We start from the raw sequence: 18,153 nt of genomic DNA on the forward strand, positions 1-18,153 counted from the left end.
TTTGACCTAAGCCTCGCGCTGATCAGGATTTGCCATAGGAGCCTTGATAACGGCCCTCGCGGATCGCCTTCAGCGTCTCCTCCTCGCGCGTGACCTGGGCGCGCACGGCGTCCAGCAGCGCCGCGGCACCGGCGGCGGCAAAGGACACCACGCCATCCTCGTCGCCGACGACGATGTCGCCGGGCGAAATCACGCTGCCGCCGATCGAAACAGGCACGTTGATCTCGCCGGGGCCGTTCTTGTAGGGGCCGCGGTGGATCACGGCGCGGGCGTAGCAGGGAAAGTCATCGGCCGCGAACGCCGCGACGTCGCGGATCGCGCCGTCGATGACGTAGCCTTCGGCTTTGCGCCACTGCGCGATGTTCTTCATGATCTCGCCGACCAGCGCGCGGGTCTCATCGCCGCCGCCGTCGACCACGATGACGTCGCCGGGGCCTACCAGCTCGAGCGCGCGGTGGATGGCGAGATTGTCGCCGGGACGGGTGCGGACCGTGAAAGCCGTGCCCACCAGCTTGGCGCCGCGATGATAAGGCTTGAGCCCCACTGCACCCGGCAGCCGGCCGAGATTGTCCGAAATGACCGAGGTCGGCGCACCGCGAAAGCCCTCGATGATCTCGGCCGGCGGCTTCGGCACGGCGTTCGCAGCGATGGTAATGGTCATAATCTCAGTCCTTCCCGTGAATTCTCTTGATCGACGTGCGCCCTTTACTCTGCGTCCGCCCTTGCCTTCGCCGGCCAAATCCGGAAGGCGCGCCCCTCCTTCATCCATGTTGCGCGCTCATCGCGCAACAGCGTGCGACGAACTTTTCCGGAATCGTCGCGTGGCGGAGCGGCGACGATCTCGAAGCTCTCGGGGTGCTTGTAGCGGCTGAGCCTCTCTTTCAGGAAATCCGCCATCCCGTTGGCGATGGCCTGACCGTCCGTATCGCCCTCCGGCTCGATGATGGCGTGGACGCGCTGGCCCAGCTCCGGATCGGGCAATCCCACCACCACGCAGGAGCGCACGCCCGGACAGGCGGAGACGGCGGCTTCGACCTCGGCGGGATAGATGTTGGCACCGCCGCGCAGCACCATGTCGGCGAGGCGGTCGCCGAGATAGAGGTAGCCGTCCGCATCCAGCCTGCCGATATCGCCGAGCGATTCCCAGCCGTCGGCGCGGCGCTTCGGCTCGGCGCCGAGATAGTGATAGGTAGCATCCTTGCCGTCATTGTTGAGGAAATAGATCTCGCCGGTGTGGCCCGGGGCGACGTCGTTGCCGTCCTCGCCGATGATGCGCAAGCGCGCCATCTCGCCGATCCTGCCGACGGAGCCCTTGTGCGTCAGCCATTCCGTGCCGGAGATGATGCAGGAGCCCTGTCGCTCGGTGCCGCCATAGAGCTCCCAGATCCGCTCAGGCCCGAGCCAGGCGATCCAGTTCTCCTTCAGCCAGGGTGGCATCGGAGCGGCCATGTGGAAGACGGTCTGCAGGCTCGACACGTCATAGGCGTTGCGCACGTGCTCCGGAAGCGCCCAGATCCGGTGCATCATGGTGGGCACGAAATTGACCCATTGCACGCGCTCGCGCGCGATCTGCCGCAGCGCCTCCTCGGCGTCGAACTTGACGAGGCCGGTGAGCTGGCCGCCGGTGAACAGCGCGTAGTGCGACACGATGAACGGCGCGTTGTGATAGAGCGGCCCGGGATTGAGCAGCGAGACCCCGAAGGGGATATTGAGCGGCGGCGTGGCGACCGTGTCGATCACTGCCGGCTGGTGATCGAGGATCACCTTCGGGCGGCCGGTCGAACCGCCGCTGGTCATCGCCTTCCAATAACGCGCTACCGGTGCGGTGAGCGGCTCGTCCGAAAACCCTTCCGGCACGAAATCCGCGGGCAGACGGTTCGGCGCGTTCCAATCGGCTTCGCCGCCGACCACCAGCGCCGGCTTCAGGATGTCGAGCACCGCGGCGGCTTCGCCGCGCGGCAGCCGCCATGACAGCGAGGTCGGCGTCGCCCCGCATTTCCACACCGCAAAGGAAGTCTCGAAGAACGCATTGCCGTTGGGCAAACCGATCGCGACGAAGTCGCCGGGCTTGACGCCCTTGGCCACGAACGCCCGCGCTCGCCGATTGGCGCCGCGTTCGAGCGCGTCCCATGTCAGCGTATCCTGCCCGTGACGGACGGCGATCGTGCCTTGCGGTTTGCGCTCGGCGTACCAGCGCGGCACGTCGGACAGGGGCAGCAGCATCAGGCGTTTCCACTTCGTTTTCTTGGCGTCGCCGACGAGGCGAGCGCAGGATGAAGTGACGCTGTGACTCCTGCGCCACGTCAAGCAAAAAATGTCAGCATCGCAGCCATGAATTTCCCGAGTTCCATGGGTGACAAGCCGGCCATAAAGGGGCAAAAATCAGCCCGACTCAGTTCGGGTTGAGTTTTGCAAGGAATGCTCTCGTAGAATGTCGAACGTAGTTGCATGGCGTCGTGCGGCGCTTGTCGTAGCCGCAGCAGGATTTTTCCTGCTGGCGCCGTCGCATGTCCAGGCACAATGGTGGAAGCGCGCCCCTGTTGACTTCGAGGCCTGCGCCGATGCCGCCGAGAAAGCCACGACCAAGTCCGAGAAGACGGCTGCGCTTGCCGACTGCAACGCCAAATTCGCCGGCCGGCGCAAGGCAGGCGGCGGCTATTCCTATTACGACTTCCTCCAGGACCGCACCTTCGACATCGCCGGCCCCAATCCGACGCCGGAGGAGCAGAAGAAGATCGACGAAGCCTACACCGCTTATCTCGCCAATCAGCGCCGCAGCAATGAAGCCGCGCAGGCCACCGCGCGCCAGCAGCGCGAACAGCAGGAACAACAGGTGCAGCAGCTTCAGCGGGTCGCGTTGCGAACCGAGGTCGAGCGCGTGCCGGTGCCGGTCGAGCGGCCCAAGGTCCAACAGGCCGCCATCGGCGACGCGCGGCCGCGGCCGAAGGGCGCGCCCTGCACCAAGGGCTCGTTCTCCTGCGAATGGCCGCGGCTGTCGGATGGATTGAACGATATCAAGAAGCTGTTCAGCCCTACGCCGAGCAAGCCGGCGAAGAAGGGCTGAGCTTCTTTGGTGTCATTCCGGCAGAGCTACACCCTCCGCCGTCGTCCCGGCGAAGGCCGGGACCCATAACCACAGGAAGTAGTTTGGCACGAGACTCGTAACCGCGAGTCTTCGCACAACAACTCCCTGTGGTTATGGGTCCCGGATCGGCGCGCGCTTCGGGCGCGCTTGTCCGGGACGACGGCGGAGGATGTGGCGCCGCCTGCACCTCAGTTCGGAGGCTTCTTCTTGCTGCGCTTCGGTTGAGCTACCGGCGCGGTCGCCGGGGCCGTTGTTGTCGGTGAACTACCTAATTGCGACCTGCTCTCCTGCAATCGCCTGTCATAGCCGGGAGAGTTCATGACCGTCGGCGGCCGGGCCTCCGCGACCGAGGACGCAACGCAGAGCAAAGACAGCGCGAACCCGATCATCAGACGACGCTTCATCGTTGCTCCTCGCTTCGCCCAGCCTGAACTCATGCGTTACCCGCGAACCTGCTGCGGCGTCAGCCGCGGTGGACCTTTGCCCGCGGCCTCAGCCTCCTTGATCAGCGCAACAATGCGGCGCGACAGCGGCACGTCGACATTGTTTTGTTCGGCGAGCGCGATGATCGCGCCCTGGAGATAATCGATCTCGGTCTTGCGGCCCTGCTTCAAATCCTGCCACATCGAGGAACGCGCCTCGGGATCGATCTTCATGGTCCTTCCCAGGATCAGCTTGAAAATCGGATCAGGCAGCCTCAGCAAGGTGGGCGTCCAGGACGACGGGATCGGCGTCGCCGAAACCGGCGTGATGCCGGCGGCCCTCATCGCCGCCAGCCCCTCCGCCATCTGGTCGGCGAACAGCCTTCGCCAGTCGCGGTTCGCCAATTGCGCGGCGAGCGGCATGTCGGACAAGGCGCTGAGCGCGTTATTCAAATTGATGATCAGCTTGCCCCATTGCACGCCGGTGATGTCGCCGCTCGCGCGCATAGTGAGCCCCGGCACCGACAGCGCTGCGGCCGTGTTCGCATCGTCTTCGCCAACATGAATGTCGCCGGAGGTCGAGCGGTGAAAGCGGCCCTCGCCCATCCCGACCACGTTGAAAGGCACCATGCCGGCGAGCACACGGCGGTCGCCGAGGCGCTCGCGCAGCACCGCGACATTGCCGACGCCGTTTTGCAGCGAGACGATGACGGCGTCCTGCGGCGCATGCTGCGCGATCTGATCGGCGACAGCGGCCGTGTCGGCGCTCTTCACTGTGACCAGCACGATGCCGGCGCTGTGGAAGATCGCGGGATCGTCCGACAGCGCGAGTTGGCCCGCGCTGAGCTTCTTCTCCGAGCCGTCGAAATCGGTCAGAAGCAGGTCGAACCGCTCGATCTCGGACTTCACCCGCGGCCGCACCAGGAGCGCGACGCGGCGGCCGGCAGCGGCCAGGGTGCCGCCGACGAAACATCCGATGGCGCCTGCGCCGGCCACCACGATCGGTCGATCCGTAACCACCTTGGCTTGCCCCCTCAACGATCTGCCCTCGATAGCAGAGGCTGTGCCTGCTGCCCATTCCCGCAGTTGCGGCGCAATCGCCTTGTAACCATCATGACAGCCTCATATGTTTTCGAGCGGGGCTTGTTACGGCAAGAAAGCGCCAAAGGAGAACGCCATGGGTCTGCTCGACGTCCTCAACGGCATGCAGAACGGCCCGCGCGGCCCAAGCACGCCGAGTTCACAATCCTCATCCAGCGGCGGCATGTCGCCCATGACCATGGCGCTCCTTGGCCTGCTCGCCTGGAAGGCATTCAAGCATTTGAGCGGCAACCAGACCGGCAGCGCGCCGCAGCCGTCCCCGGCACCGACGCCGACGCATCTCCCCCCACCGGTGAATGCGGGCGCTGGCGGCGGCCTCGGTGACCTGTTGAAGGGTGGCCTTGGCGGCCTGCTCGCGGGCGGCGCGGCCGGCAGCGTGCTCAGCGGCGGGCTCGGCGATCTCCTCAACCAGCTCCAGCAGAGCGGCCATGGCGACGCCGCCAATACCTGGGTCGGCAAGGGCGAGAACAAGGCGATCGCACCAGGCGATCTCGCCAATGCGCTCGGCGCCGACCAGATCGAGAGCCTGTCCGCCCAGAGCGGCCTGTCGCGTGACGAGCTGCTCTCGGGCCTCAGCCAGTATCTGCCGCAGGTGGTTGACCATCTGACGCCGGACGGACGGCTGCCGACCGAGCAAGAGATCGCGGGCAGAGTCTGATTCAGTTAGTCAAAGCGAGGGAAGCACGGACATGAGCATGGGCGGTTTGTTGTGGATCATCGTCGTCGGCTTCGTCGCCGGCCTCATCGCGCGTTGGCTGGCGCCGGGACCGAACAATCCGAGCGGCTTCATCCTCACCACCATCCTCGGCATCGCCGGCGCATTTCTCGCGACCTTCATCGGCCAGGCCATCGGGCACTACAGTCCCGACCAGGGCGCGGGATTCATCATGGCCACGATCGGCGCCGTGGTGGTGCTGTTCATCTGGCACCGTCTGGTGGCGAGCGGCGTGATCAAGGGGTGAACACATTCGGTGTCGTCCCGGCGAAGCCCGGGACGACAGTTGTATTTGCCGCGCGATCACGTCACCAAATGCATCCCGGCATCCATGCGCACGACCTCGCCGGTCATGTTGCTGGAGGCCGGCATCGCCAGGAAGCAGACGAGCTGCGCGATGTCTTCCGCCGATGATGCGACCTTCAGCGGCACCTTCGCCACGACGCTGTCGCGCACCTGCTTGGCGCCGGCCTCGCCGCGGCCCTTGGTGAACCAGGGCGTATCGATATAGCCGGGACACACCGTGTTGACGCGGATCAGCGGCGCCAGCGCGCGCGACAGCGACAGCGTCATGGTGTTGAGCGCGCCCTTGCTCGCGGCGTACGCAATCGACGATCCGACGCCGCTGATGCCGGCGACCGAGGAGATGTTGACCACGGCGGACGGCCGCCCAGAGGCCTTGGCGCCGGCCTCCAGCAGGCTGCGCGCCGCGCGCACCATCTGGAACGGGCCGATGGTGTTGACGCCGTACAGGCGCTGGAAATCTTCCGCCGACAATCCGTCGAGATCGGCATGGGCGACATGCTTGGTGGTGCCGGCATTGTTGACGAGCATGTCGAGCCGGCCCCAGCCACCAGCTGCCGCAACGATCTTGCGGCAATCGTCATCTTTCGAGACGTCGCCCTGCGCGACCAGAACTTCCGGTGAGCCCGCCTTGCGGCAAAGCTCCGCCGTCGCCTCGGCTTCCTTCTGGCTCGAGGAATAGTTGATGACGAGCCGCGCCCCGCTCCGTGCGAGAATTTCCGCGGTCGCAGCACCCAAGCCGGAAGCGGACCCCGTCACGATTGCGCACAAACTGTCCTTTGCCATCCGGATTTCCTTCCCCTTGATTGACTATCGACGTTCTGTTTAGCGAGTTTGCCGCGCCCTGCAAATCGAGCAAACTCCGCTAAGCGGAATTAGCTCATTGCCCATGCCCGCGCCGCAGGTTGACCTGCGATCAGCGCTTGTCAGGGGCATGGCTTTTTTGGATCATCGGGCGCAAGAAGAACCTGCGCGCCCGCCCACGGGGCCGGACGCGCCAATGGCAAAACACGGGGAACGCTGTGGCGGAGAGTGACAATATCGTCGTCGAGACCGCGGAGAAAATCTTCGCCGATCTCGCCGATCCGCAGACCGTCAACAACGACAAGAAGGATACGTGGCAGGCGCCGCTATGGCAGGCGCTGAGCGAGGCCGGCTTGCCGTTGTCGTGGGTGCCCGACGATCTCGGCGGCTCCGGCGCGAGCCTCGCCGACGGCTTTGCGCTGCTGAACGCCGCCGGCCGTTTCGCAGTCGCGGTCCCCCTGGCCGAAACCATGCTGGCAGGCTGGCTGCTGGCGCAGGCGAAGATCGCATCCCCCGAGGGCGAGATGACGGTGCTGCCGGCTTCGCCCAAGGATCGCATCACCCGCGACGCCGACGGCGCGCTCTCCGGCCGCGCCCGCGGCGTGCCCTTTGCGAAGGCCGCAAAGCACTTTGCAGTGCTGGCCCACGGCAAGGACGGCGCCTCGATCGCGCTGGTCGATGCGAGCAAGGGTCGGATCGAAACCGGGCTCAATGTCGGCTACGACCACAGCGACACCGTCACGCTCGACAAGGTCCAGCCCCTCACCATCAGGTCCGCCCCGAGTGGCTTTGACCAGACCACAATGATGCTGATGGGCGGTGTCGCGCGCAGCCTTCAGATCGCGGGCGCGCTGGAATCGATGCTCGACATCTCCGTGCGCTATTCCAACGAGCGCGTCGCCTTCGAGAAGAAGATCTCCAAATTCCAGGCCGTGCAGCACAATCTCGCTCGCCTCGCCGGCGAGTCGGCTGCTGCGCTTGCCGCGGCTACCTCTGCGGCCGATGCCATCGCCAACGCAAAGTCGTTCAATGACGAGGTCTATCTCGAAGCCGCCTCCGCAAAGATCCGCTGCGCGGAAGCCGCGGAAAAGGGCGGCGCCATCGCGCACCAGGTCCATGGCGCGATCGGCTTCACCCTGGAGCACATCCTGCACCGCTATTCGCTGCGGGCGCTGGCCTGGCGCGACGATTTCGGTTCGGAAAGCCACTGGGCCGTCGAGCTCGGCAAGCTGGTTGCAAACCGCGGCGCCGACGAATTGTGGCCGCTCGTGGCTTCGCGCTGATCAGGGACGAGACAACAATGACCGCTGCCCTCCGTTTCGATCCGATCCGCCTGCCCGAGAAATGCGAGCAACTGCGCAAGGAAGTGCGCGCCTTCCTCGCGGAGGAAATCGCCGCCGGCACCTTCGATCCGCACAAGCCCAACCGCGAAGACACCGACGCGCCGGAATTTTCCCGCCGGGTCGGCGCCAAGGGTTGGCTCGGCATGACATGGCCGAAGAAATATGGCGGCCAGGAGCGCTCGTTCCTCGAACGTTACGTGGTGACGGAGGAGATGCGCGTCGCCAACGCGCCGACGCGGCGGTTCTTCGTCGCCGACCGCCAGAGCGGACCGGTGCTGATCAAGTACGCGCCCGAGCACATCAAGATGGACATCCTACCGCGTATCTGCCGCGGCGAGATATGCTTCGCGATCGGCATGAGCGAGCCGAACTCCGGCTCGGACCTGTTCGCCGCGAAGACCCGCGCGACCAAGACCGACGGCGGCTATCTCATCAACGGCACCAAGATCTGGACCTCGTCAGCGCATATCGCCGACTACATGATCGCGATCTTTCGGACGTCGCAGCCGACCAAGGAGAACCGCCGTCACGGCCTGACGCAGTTCCTAGTCAAGATGAAGCAGCCGGGCATCCAGGTGAACCCGATCGGCCAGATCACCGGCCAGTACGAGTTCAACGAGGTCGTCTTCACCGATTTCTTCGTGCCCGACGATCACGTGCTCGGCGAAGTCGACGGCGCCTGGAAGCAGGCGACCAGCGAGCTCGCTTATGAACGTTCGGGCCCCGAGCGCTTTCTGGAGACCTATTACGTGCTGACCGAGCTGGTTCGCGCGGTTGGTCCCAATCCTGATACCCGCAGTGCCGAAGGGATCGGCCGGCTGGTGGCGCAGCTTCACACCATGCGGCGCATGTCGGTCTCGGTCGCGGGCATGCTGCAGGCGGGCAAGGAGCCGGTCGTCGAAGCGTCCATCGTCAAGGACATCGGCACGGTGTGGGAGCAGCAGCTGCCGCACCGCGTGCGCGATCTCGCCGCCTTCGTCGAGGAGACTGCGACCAATCGCGAGACGCTGGAGCGGCAGCTCGACTTCGCCATCAAGACCGCGCCGAAACTCACCATCCAGGGCGGCACCACCGAGGTGCTGCGCGGCATCATCGCCCGCGGCCTTGGTTTGCGCTAATCATTCGAGGACATCATGAGCACTTATAAAGATATCGGCGTCGAAAAAGTTGGTCACGTCGGCACCATCGAGATCCGCCGCCCGCCGCTCAACTTCTTCGACATTTCGCTGATCAACCAGATCGCGGATGCGCTCGACGAGTTCGACCGCGACATCGAGATTCGCGCCTCGGTGCTGTCGGCGCAGGGCAAGGCATTCTGCGCCGGCGCGAATTTCCAGGACCCGGCCCGCCAGGCCCAAGAGGCGCGCGAAGCCGACAAGACGGCCAAGGGCGATCCGGCCGACAGTCTCGGGGCGATCAATCACCTCTACATTCAGGCCGTGCGCATCTTCCGCGCCAAGAAGCCGATCGTCGCGGCCGTGCAGGGCGCTGCCATCGGCGGCGGATTGGGCCTCGCGGTCTCGGCGGACTTCCGGGTCACCTGCCCCGAAGCGCGCTTCTCCGCGAACTTTACCAAGCTCGGCTTCCATCCCGGCTTCGGCCTGACCGTGACGCTGCCCGAGCTGATCGGAAAAAACAACGCCGAGCTGATGTTCTACACCAGCCGCCGCGTCACCGGCGAAGAGGCCTTCAAATGGGGCCTCGCTAACGAGTTGGTGCCGCAGGATCAGGTCAAGGCGGCCGCACTGAAGCTCGCCGGCGAAATCGCCGAATGCTCCCCGCTCGGCCTCGTCTCCACCCGCGCCACGATGCGCGCCGGGTTGGCCGACCGCGTGATGGCCGCGACCAATCACGAACTCGAGGAGCAGACCCGGCTGCGCGCGACGGAAGATTTCAAGGAAGGCGTGAAGGCCACGGAAGAACGGCGGGTGGCGAATTTCAGGGGGCGGTAGCTTTCAACTTTGGCCGGAGGGAGAGTTTGGCGAAGACTCTTAGTCGTTCTTCGGTATGAACACTGTGCTCCCTCGATAGATCACGCGGTATGGGTCCCGGCCCCCGTGCGCAATTGCGCACTAGGCCGGGACGACGGCGTTGATTGTGACAACTACTTCCGCCCCACCAAGCGATCAAGCAACAAGCCGGAACGTCACCCCGCCCAGCAGGAACTCATCGCCCGCGACCGCAAGACCCTTTGCCCTGGCGGCGTGCAACACGCGCGCCGTATCCGCCACCCGAAACTCCAGCGCGCTCATGATTTCGCTGGCGCCCTTCACGAAACGGAAGGTCGCGTTGGGCAGCGCCAGTTCAGCATCGCCACTCGGCGCAACGCCGATGAGCTTGCCCCAATGCTCGGCCAGCCCTTTCGGGTCCGGGCTCTGCATTTCCACGCTCGTCAACGCCTGCGTCACGTCCTTGCGGATGAATTTCTGCCAGTCCGGCCCCGCCGGCGGATAAGGCCCTAAAATGTCGTCGCTGCCTTCGGTGTGGTTGAACTCGATGAAGGCGCCGCGGCAGTCGCGGGGATGGAGCTGCACGCCGTGATAGGGCGCGTGGTCGATGACGTTGGCGGTGCGCACGCCGAGCGCGTTGGCATTGCGACCGCGCTCGTCGGGATCGTTGCAGCAGAAGATCGCCATGTAGCCGCCGCGCCCGCCGCTCTTCTCGATGAAGCGGCCGGCGGTGGTGCCGTCCTTGAACGGCGCAACCACCTCCAGCATGATCGTGTCGACCGGCAGCAGCGCGTTCTCCAGGCCGTATTTCGCGACGTTGCCGTCGCGGTAGCAGACAGCGAGGCCCATGATATCAGCGATGTCAGTGATCACGGGCGCGAGCTGCGGCGCGACCAGGCAGATCTGTCGCAACCGCATATAGGGCGCCATCGTCATGCGCCCTTGAAGGTCGGCTTGCGCTTCTCGACGAACGCCTTTGCGGCCTCCTTGTGATCCTCGGTATCGCTGCAGCGGGTATGGTGGATCGCCTCGCCATCGAAGCAATCCTCCAGCGCCAGATGCTCGGCATTGTTGATGTTGCGCTTGATGAAGCCGAGCGCGATCGACGGCCCCTGCGCCAGCGACAGCGCGAGCTCGTGCGCGGCCGCATCGATCTCGGCGTCGGGGACGACCTTCGTCACCATGCCGATCGCATGCGCTTCCTTCGCGGAAAGCACCGGCGAGGTCAGATAGAGCTCGCGCGCCCGCGCGCTACCGAGGAGTTGGGTGAGAAAATAGGTGCCGCCGTAATCGCCGGAGAAGCCGACTTTTGCGAAGGCGGTGGTGATCTTGCAGGATTCGGAGGCGACGCGGAGGTCACACGACAGCGCCATCGACAGACCCGCGCCGGCGGCCGCGCCGTCGAGCTGTGCCACCACAGGCTTTGGCATCTGGTGCAGGATGCGCGACACCTCCATGCCGCGGCGCAGGTTCGCCATCTTCACTTCGAACGGCAGCGGCGCCCGGCCCTCCGCCATCGACTTGACGTCGCCGCCGACGCAGAAGCTGCCACCCGCGCCCTTGAACAACACCGCGCGCACCTCCGGATCATCCGCCGCGCGCCGCGCCGCCACGACCAGCCCGGCGACCATGTCCGGGTTGAGCGCGTTCTTCCGCTCGGGCCGGTTCATGGTGATGGTGAGCAGCCCGCCTTCGAGCTTTTGCAGGACCATGTCGTTACTCACGGGGCGTCTCCCTTGTTGTTGTTTTGTATCTCCGTCGTTCCGGGGCTCGCGAAGCGAGAACCCGGAACCTCGAGATCCCGGGTTCGCTTCGCGCCCCGGGATGACGTCGTGACTGACGTCACGCCGTCACTTCTTCACCAGCGGACAGCGCGACTGCTCGAGCGACTGGAACGCCTCGCTGCCGGGCACGGTGGCGAGCAGCTTGTAGTCGTCCCAGCGGCCCTTGGATTCCGACGGCTTCTTGACCTCGAACAGGTACATGTCGTGCAGCATGCGGCCGTCCTCGCGGATCTTGCCGTTCTTGGCGAAGAAGTCGTTGATCGGCGTCTCCTTCATCACTTTCATCACCGTCGCAGCGTCGGTCGTGCCGGCCGCCTTCACCGCTTTCAGGTAGTGAGTCACGGACGAATAGACGCCAGCCTGCGCCGAGGTCGGCGGCCGCTTCATGCGTTCCTGGAAGCGCTTCGAGAACGCGCGGGTGTCGTCGTTGAGATCCCAGTAGAAGGCCTCCGCAAGCAACAGGCCCTGCGCGGTCTCGAGCCCGATCGAGTCGATGTCAGTCACGAAGGCGAGCAGCGGCGAGACCTTCTGGCCGCCCTTGGTGATGCCGAACTCGGCCGCCTGCTTGATGGCGTTGACGGTATCGCCGCCGGCGTTCGCAAGCCCGATCACCTTTGCTTTCGAGGCCTGGGCCTGGAGCAGGAACGACGAGAAATCCGACGTGTTGAGCGGATGGCGCACGCTGCCGAGCACCTTGCCGCCAGTCTTGGTCACGACGGCGCTGGTGTCCTTCTCCAGATCCTGGCCGAAGGCGTAGTCGGCAGTGAGAAAGTACCAGGTGTCGAGGCCCGACTTCACGGCCGCAAGGCCGGTCACATTGGCTTGGCCGTAGGTGTCGAACACGTAGTGAATGGTATAGGGACCGCAGGCCTCGTTGGTGAGACGGATCGAGCCCGGGCCGTTGAACATGATGATCTTGTTGCGCGCTTTCGCGATCTCTCCGGCGGCGAGCGCGGTCGCGGAGGCCGCGACGTCGTAGATCATCTCGACGCCCTGATTGTCGAGCATGTCGCGGGCGATGTTGGCGGAGAGATCGGCCTTGTTCTGATGGTCGGCGGCCAGCACCTGGATCTTGCGGCCGAGCACCTCACCGCCAAAGTCCTCCACGGCCATCTTGGCCGCGGTCTCGCTGCCGGGGCCGGTGATGTCGGCATACAGGCTCGACATGTCGAGGATGCCGCCGATCTTCAGTGGCGGTTTATCCTGGGCCTGCGCGGCGCTTGCACTCAGCGCCAACGCAGCAGCAAAAATGCCCGACAAAACATGCTTCATCGAAAAGACCTCCCTTATCGCGCCGTACTCTGATGGCGGCTTGGTTGTTGCTCTTGGTTAAAGCTGTTGCCGCAATCATGCCGCATGCACAAGAGCGCATCAAGCGAAGCTGCGCTACGAGAACAGGATTGGCGCGCATGTTTTCCGCAAAGCGGAATGGCGAAGTATGGACAACTGCTTCCACGTCGTTGCTTTGCTGCGCTCGCAATGACGGAGTGTGAGGAAGGCTCTTCGCGCCACGCCGCGCTTGAGTTAAGACTGGCGTGCAACGCAACCTCACCGGGCAACGTGACGCACCGGCTTCAGCTGATCGCAATCCTTCTCGTCGCGGGGCAGAGCGCATTCGCGAGCCCGTGCCAGTTCGAGTCCCAGGGCGAAGGCCGCGTCACCGCGATCGATGCGCGCAGTCTGCGGCTCGACGACGGCCGGGAAATCCGTTTGACCGGCATCGAGCCGACCGCGACCACGAAACAGGCGCTGACTTCGCTGCTCGTGGGGCGCGACGTGATCCTGCGCAGCGCCGACGACACGCCCGATCGCTATGGCCGCCAGGGCGCGCTGGTCTTTGTCGGCGAGAGCGACATCTCCGTGCAGGCGACGCTCCTCGCCCAGGGTGACGCCATCGTCTCCGCCGAGATCGCCGATAAGGACTGCGCAGCCGCCTTAATGGCGTCGGAGGCCGAGGCGAGGCGCCAAAAAAAGGGCAACTGGGCTGACCCGTTGGCCTTAAAAAACGCGGAAAGTCCGGACGATATTTTGGCGGGGATCGGGCGTTTTGTGGTGGTCGAGGGCAAAGTCCTGTCGGTCCGGCAAGCTGGGGCAATGACCTACCTCAACTTCGGACGAAACTGGACACGCGGCTTCGCCGTGACTATTTCAAAGCGCATGGTACCCGCGTTCGAAAGCGCCGGGATCGCTCTTAAGTCTCTGGAAAATAAACGTATTCGTGTCCGGGGCTGGGCTGAGGGGAATACGGGGCCGCGTATCGATGTACGCCTCGTGGGACAAATCGAGTTGCTGGGCGCAAACGAGCCGACAGGGGTAAGGCCCTAAAAGGGGCCAGGCACGGGTTAAGCGACGTGAATGGGGTGCTAGGACGGCACGGACAAGGTGAACGCCGCCGCCTGCGGGCAGCGTCGGCTGCGCTATGCCTCGTGCTGGGTTCAGCCCTTGCCGGTTGCGGCGATATGGGCCGCTTCCAGACCGCGGCGGCGCCGCCGACCGTCGCGATGCCCAAGCCGAAGCCCGCCGTCGCGCAGACCCCCGCCACCGAGAAGGAGCACGAGCGCATCCTGGCGAGCTATGGCGGCACCTATGACGACCCAAGGCTCGAATCGCTCGTCAGCAAGACCGTCGACCGGCTGGTCGCGGCGTCCGACCGCCCCGACCAGGGTTACAGGGTCACGATTCTCAATTCCGGCGCGGTGAACGCCTTCGCGCTGCCGAACGGCCAGCTCTATGTCACGCGCGGTCTGCTTGCGCTCGCGAGCGACACGTCGGAATTGTCCTCCGTGCTCAGCCACGAGATGGCGCATGTGCTGTCCAAGCACGCCGCGATGCGTGAGGACCAGGCCCGCCAGGCCGCGATCGTCACCCGCGTCGTCACCGACATGAGCAACGATCCCGATCTCACCGCGCTCGCGCTCGCCAAGACCAAGCTCACCATGGCGAGCTTTTCGCGCAATCAGGAGTTCGAGGCCGACGGTGTCGGCGTCGGGATTTCCGCCAAGGCCCGTTTCGACCCTTATGGTGCCGCACGCTTTCTCTCGGCGATGGAGCGCAATGCCGAGCTGAAGGTCGGCAAGACCTCGCTCGATCCGCGCGCGCAGGATTTCACCTCGTCGCATCCGGCAACGCCCGAGCGCGTGCAGAACGCGCAGACCATCGCGCGGCAATACGCAGCGCCAGAGGGCGGCGAGCGCGACCGCGAGACCTATCTCGCCGCGATCGACAACCTCGTCTACGGCGAAGATCCCAGCGAAGGTTTTGTCCGCGGCCGGCGCTTCCTGCATCCGAAGCTCGGCTTCACCTTCCAGGCGCCGGACAATTTTACGCTCGACAATACCGCGCAAGCCGTGATCGGCGTGCGCGACGGCGGCTCGCAGGCGATGCGTTTCGACGTCGTGCGGGTGCCGGCCGAACAGTCGCTCGGCGATTACCTGAATTCCGGCTGGATGGAGGGTGTCGAGAAGGCCTCCACCGAGGACATCACCATCAACGGTTTTCCGGCTGCGTCCGCCACCGCCAAGGGCGATCAGTGGCAGTTCAAGGTCTATGCCCTGCGCTTCGGCAGCGACGTCTACCGCTTCATCTTCGCGGCACGGCAGAAGTCGACCGAGAGCGAGCGCAATGCGCGCGAGACCGTCGGTTCATTCCGCCGCCTGACGCTCGAGGAAATCCAGGCCGCGCGCCCGCTGCGCATCAAGGTCATCACCGTGCAGCCCGGCGACACCGTGGAATCGCTCTCCCACCGCATGGCGGGCGTCGATCACCCGGCCGAGCGTTTTCGCGTCCTCAACGGCCTCGATCGCAACGCGCAGGTGAAGGTGCGCGATCGCGTGAAGGTCGTGGCGGATTGACGTACGCTAAACTGCCGTAGGGTGGGCAAAGCGAAGCGTGCCCACCATTCCCGATCAGGATTGTTGAAAGATGGTGGGCACGGCGCTTACGCGCGTTTGCCCACCCTACAAGCTCCGCCCGATCAGCGCCCCGCGTCCATATCGCCGGCCTCGCGCTGGCCGCTGAGCCAGAGCGCGAGCAAGGTCCAGAACGCGCCCGACAGCAGGTACGCACCCGAGGCGATGACGCCGAGATTGGTCGCAAGCAACAGGGCGACGAGCGGTGCAAAGCCGGCGCCGAACAGCCAGGCCATGTCGGAGGTCAGCGCCGAGGCCGTGTAGCGATACGTCTGCTTGAAGTTCGAGGCGATCGCACCCGACGACTGGCCAAACGACAGACCGAGCAGGATAAACCCGATCACCATGTAGATGGTCTCGCCGAACGCGCCGGCATCGAGCAGCTGCGGGGCAAAGCCGCTGTAGATCGCGATCGCGATCGCCGATCCCATCAGCAGCGACTTGCGGCCGACGCGATCGGCGATGACGCCGGAGAGCACGATCGCGCCGACGCCGAACACGGCGGCGACGATCTCGATGATCAGGAAGCGCACCGGGCTTTCGCGGGTGAACAGGAACACCCAGGACAGCGGAAACACCGTGACCATGTGGAACAGAGCGAAGCTTGCCAGCGGCGCAAACGCACCGAGCATGATGTTCTGGCCTTCGCGCGCCACGGTCTCGGAGATGCGCGAGGGCTGCAATTCGCGGGTCTCGAACAGCGAGGCATATTCTTCCGTCGTCACCATGCGCAGCCGCGCGAACAGCGCCACGACGTTGATGGCAAAGGCGACGAAGAACGGATAGCGCCAGCCCCAATCGAAGAAATCGTCGGCCGAGAGATTCCCGGCGAAATAGGCGAACAGCCCGCTCGCCACGATCAGACCGAGCGGCGCGCCAAGCTGCGGCACCATCGCGTACCAGCCGCGCTTCGAAGGCGGCGCGTTCAGCGCCAGCAGCGAGGCCATGCCGTCCCAGGCGCCGCCCCAGGCCAGACCCTGTGCGATGCGCGCCAGCGCCAGCAGCCAGATCGCGGCAACGCCGATCTCGTGATAGCCGGGCAGGAACGCGATCGCGACGGTGGCGGTGCCGAGCAGGAACAGCGCCGAGATCAGCTTGGCCGTCTTGCCGTATTCGCGGTCGACCGTCATGAAAATGACGGTGCCGATCGGCCGCGCCATGAAGGCCAGCGCGAAGATCATGAAGGAATAGAGGGTGCCGGTCAGTTCGCTCGTGAACGGAAATACCAGGCGCGGGAAGACGATCACCGAGGCGATCGCGAAGACGAAGAAGTCGAAGAATTCCGAGGTGCGGCCGATGATGACGCCGATAGCGATCTCGCCGGGACTGGCCTGGTCGTGGCCGTGCTCGCCCGAGTGGTCTGCCATTGCGGGGGTCTGTGCCATCGCCATTCGTGCGCCCTTAACGTCCTGAAAACCAAAGCCGACCGCCCGGCAAGGCGCCAGGCAATCCAAGCCTGTCTGGCGCAACATCCCGCACTGCAACATTGGACAAATTGTCCAATGTCCCGATTGCTGCGCCGCAGCTACCCCTTGGGCCCGCAAAGGAAACTCATTCTCATAAGGCTCGGCCCGTGTCCCGTTTCAAGATTCTGGCGCTGCTACCCCTGGCGGTTGCGCTCAGCGGCTGCAACTACGTCGTGCTGGCGCCGGCCGGCGATATCGCGGCGCAACAGCGCGACCTCGTCATCATTTCCACCGTCCTGATGCTCTTGATTGTCGTGCCCGTGATGGCGCTGACGGTGCTGTTCGCCTGGCGCTACCGCCAGTCCAACACCGACGCCCGGTACGAGCCGGAATGGGACCACTCGACCAGCCTCGAGCTGGTGATCTGGTCGGCGCCGCTTCTGATTATCGTTTGCCTGGGCGCGCTGACCTGGATGGGTACGCATCTGCTGGACCCCTATCGCACGCTCGGCCGCATCCATGCCGACCGCGCCGTGGACCAGTCAAAGGCCCCGCTCGAGGTCGACGTCGTCGCGCTCGACTGGAAGTGGCTCTTTATCTATCCGGACTACGGCATCGCCACCGTCAACGATCTGGCAGCTCCGGTCGATCGTCCCATCAACTTCCGCATCACAGCGTCCTCGGTGATGAATTCGTTCTACATCCCCGCGCTGGCCGGCCAGATCTACGCGATGCCGGGCATGGAGACCAAGCTCCACGCCGTCGTGAACCACGCCGGCACCTACCGGGGCTTTTCGGCGAACTACAGCGGCGCCGGCTTCTCCGGCATGCACTTCAACTTCCAGGGTCTCGACGACAAGGACTTTGACGCCTGGATCGCCAGCGCCAAGTCCGGCGGCGGCTCGCTCGGGCGTGCCGAATATCTCCAACTCGAAAAGCCCAGCCAGAACGAGCCGGTGCGGCGCTACGGCACGATCGATTCCGATCTCTACCGCCTGATCCTCAACATGTGCGTCGAGACCGGAAAGATGTGCCAGAGCGAGATGATGGCGATCGACGCCAAGGGCGGCCTCGGCCACGAGGGCCTGAACAACACCCTGCCGCTGGCCTACGACAAATACGCCCGCCGCGGCACGGCGCTTGGGCCGGAGCCGACCTTCGTCGCCGGCACCTGCACGCCCGAGGCGCCGCAGGGCAGGACCACCGCCTCCATCACGGCACCTCTCGACACCGCGCCGCTGCTCGGCGCCGGCCTGAAGCGGCCGACTTTCACGCCGCTGAAGTCCTCGTCCTTCTTCCTCGGACAACGTCCGAAGTCAGATTCGTAAAGAGA

The 18,153-nt window shown here is 65.0% G+C and carries 18 protein-coding genes; 9 read left to right on the forward strand and 9 right to left on the reverse strand.

Features of this window, described 5'->3' with window-relative positions:
• Nucleotides 1–22: 22 nt before the first annotated feature.
• Nucleotides 23–661 (reverse strand): RraA family protein, encoded by a 639-nt coding sequence (locus tag AC0L3P_RS32230; RefSeq protein WP_473308257.1) that lies wholly within the window; start codon nucleotides 659–661, stop codon nucleotides 23–25.
• A gap of 44 nt (nucleotides 662–705) precedes the next feature.
• Complete coding sequence (locus tag AC0L3P_RS32235) at nucleotides 706–2,223, reverse strand: AMP-binding protein (RefSeq protein WP_473308259.1); 1,518 nt, start codon at nucleotides 2,221–2,223, stop codon at nucleotides 706–708.
• 208 nt (nucleotides 2,224–2,431) lie between these two features.
• Between AC0L3P_RS32235 and AC0L3P_RS32240 the strand changes: the two genes are divergently transcribed.
• Nucleotides 2,432–3,064 carry a hypothetical protein gene (locus tag AC0L3P_RS32240; RefSeq protein WP_473308262.1) on the forward strand — a complete coding sequence of 211 codons (633 nt, stop codon included), beginning with the start codon at nucleotides 2,432–2,434 and terminating at the stop codon, nucleotides 3,062–3,064.
• A 209-nt stretch (nucleotides 3,065–3,273) separates the two neighbouring features.
• On the opposite strand, the gene AC0L3P_RS32245 is transcribed toward AC0L3P_RS32240, so the two are convergent.
• Nucleotides 3,274–3,489: a hypothetical protein gene (locus AC0L3P_RS32245; protein ID WP_354063486.1), complete on the reverse strand. Its 216-nt coding sequence runs from the start codon at nucleotides 3,487–3,489 to the stop codon at nucleotides 3,274–3,276.
• A 36-nt stretch (nucleotides 3,490–3,525) separates the two neighbouring features.
• Nucleotides 3,526–4,527: a 2-dehydropantoate 2-reductase gene (locus AC0L3P_RS32250; protein ID WP_354063484.1), complete on the reverse strand. Its 1,002-nt coding sequence runs from the start codon at nucleotides 4,525–4,527 to the stop codon at nucleotides 3,526–3,528.
• Between the two features lie 157 nt (nucleotides 4,528–4,684).
• On the opposite strand from AC0L3P_RS32250, the gene AC0L3P_RS32255 reads away from it, so the two are divergent.
• Nucleotides 4,685–5,266, forward strand: coding sequence for a YidB family protein (locus AC0L3P_RS32255; protein ID WP_354063482.1), 582 nt, complete (start codon nucleotides 4,685–4,687; stop codon nucleotides 5,264–5,266).
• Between the two features lie 31 nt (nucleotides 5,267–5,297).
• Entirely contained in the window at nucleotides 5,298–5,570 is a 273-nt protein-coding gene (locus AC0L3P_RS32260) for a GlsB/YeaQ/YmgE family stress response membrane protein (RefSeq protein ID WP_196236584.1), read from the forward strand.
• A gap of 56 nt (nucleotides 5,571–5,626) precedes the next feature.
• On the opposite strand, the gene AC0L3P_RS32265 is transcribed toward AC0L3P_RS32260, so the two are convergent.
• On the reverse strand, nucleotides 5,627–6,412 hold the full coding sequence (locus AC0L3P_RS32265; RefSeq protein WP_473308266.1) for an SDR family NAD(P)-dependent oxidoreductase: 786 nt from the start codon (nucleotides 6,410–6,412) through the stop codon (nucleotides 5,627–5,629).
• A 236-nt stretch (nucleotides 6,413–6,648) separates the two neighbouring features.
• Between AC0L3P_RS32265 and AC0L3P_RS32270 the strand changes: the two genes are divergently transcribed.
• The 3 genes from AC0L3P_RS32270 to AC0L3P_RS32280 are packed head-to-tail and all read left to right on the forward strand — an operon-like array spanning nucleotide 6,649 to nucleotide 9,725.
• Nucleotides 6,649–7,713, forward strand: coding sequence for an acyl-CoA dehydrogenase family protein (locus AC0L3P_RS32270; protein ID WP_275172767.1), 1,065 nt, complete (start codon nucleotides 6,649–6,651; stop codon nucleotides 7,711–7,713).
• Between the two features lie 17 nt (nucleotides 7,714–7,730).
• On the forward strand, nucleotides 7,731–8,891 hold the full coding sequence (locus tag AC0L3P_RS32275) for an acyl-CoA dehydrogenase family protein (protein ID WP_008133127.1): 1,161 nt from the start codon (nucleotides 7,731–7,733) through the stop codon (nucleotides 8,889–8,891).
• A gap of 15 nt (nucleotides 8,892–8,906) precedes the next feature.
• Nucleotides 8,907–9,725, forward strand: a complete 819-nt coding sequence (locus tag AC0L3P_RS32280; protein ID WP_018452966.1) for an enoyl-CoA hydratase/isomerase family protein — start codon at nucleotides 8,907–8,909, stop codon at nucleotides 9,723–9,725.
• Between the two features lie 174 nt (nucleotides 9,726–9,899).
• Here AC0L3P_RS32280 and AC0L3P_RS32285 read toward each other — a convergent pair whose 3' ends face one another.
• The 3 genes from AC0L3P_RS32285 to AC0L3P_RS32295 form a co-directional block, all read right to left on the reverse strand.
• Nucleotides 9,900–10,652, reverse strand: coding sequence for a VOC family protein (locus tag AC0L3P_RS32285; protein WP_275172764.1), 753 nt, complete (start codon nucleotides 10,650–10,652; stop codon nucleotides 9,900–9,902).
• A 2-nt stretch (nucleotides 10,653–10,654) separates the two neighbouring features.
• The gene (locus tag AC0L3P_RS32290; protein ID WP_354063474.1) at nucleotides 10,655–11,446 is read right to left on the reverse strand and encodes an enoyl-CoA hydratase; all 792 of its coding nucleotides are present in this window, start codon (nucleotides 11,444–11,446) and stop codon (nucleotides 10,655–10,657) included.
• Between the two features lie 126 nt (nucleotides 11,447–11,572).
• On the reverse strand, nucleotides 11,573–12,778 hold the full coding sequence (locus tag AC0L3P_RS32295; RefSeq protein ID WP_275172762.1) for an ABC transporter substrate-binding protein: 1,206 nt from the start codon (nucleotides 12,776–12,778) through the stop codon (nucleotides 11,573–11,575).
• A gap of 207 nt (nucleotides 12,779–12,985) precedes the next feature.
• On the opposite strand from AC0L3P_RS32295, the gene AC0L3P_RS32300 reads away from it, so the two are divergent.
• Both AC0L3P_RS32300 and AC0L3P_RS32305 read left to right on the forward strand, forming a co-directional pair.
• Nucleotides 12,986–13,831, forward strand: coding sequence for a thermonuclease family protein (locus AC0L3P_RS32300; RefSeq protein WP_473308297.1), 846 nt, complete (start codon nucleotides 12,986–12,988; stop codon nucleotides 13,829–13,831).
• Nucleotides 13,832–13,965: 134 nt separating this feature from the next.
• A complete protein-coding gene (locus AC0L3P_RS32305) occupies nucleotides 13,966–15,357 on the forward strand; it encodes a M48 family metalloprotease (protein ID WP_354207923.1) in 1,392 nt (463 codons plus the stop codon).
• A gap of 122 nt (nucleotides 15,358–15,479) precedes the next feature.
• Here AC0L3P_RS32305 and AC0L3P_RS32310 read toward each other — a convergent pair whose 3' ends face one another.
• Nucleotides 15,480–16,805 (reverse strand): MFS transporter, encoded by a 1,326-nt coding sequence (locus AC0L3P_RS32310; protein ID WP_275172760.1) that lies wholly within the window; start codon nucleotides 16,803–16,805, stop codon nucleotides 15,480–15,482.
• 182 nt (nucleotides 16,806–16,987) lie between these two features.
• Between AC0L3P_RS32310 and cyoA the strand changes: the two genes are divergently transcribed.
• A complete protein-coding gene (gene cyoA, locus AC0L3P_RS32315) occupies nucleotides 16,988–18,148 on the forward strand; it encodes a ubiquinol oxidase subunit II (RefSeq protein ID WP_473308270.1) in 1,161 nt (386 codons plus the stop codon).
• Nucleotides 18,149–18,153: the final 5 nt, after the last annotated feature.

The organism is Bradyrhizobium sp. WSM4874 (assembly GCF_055811835.1).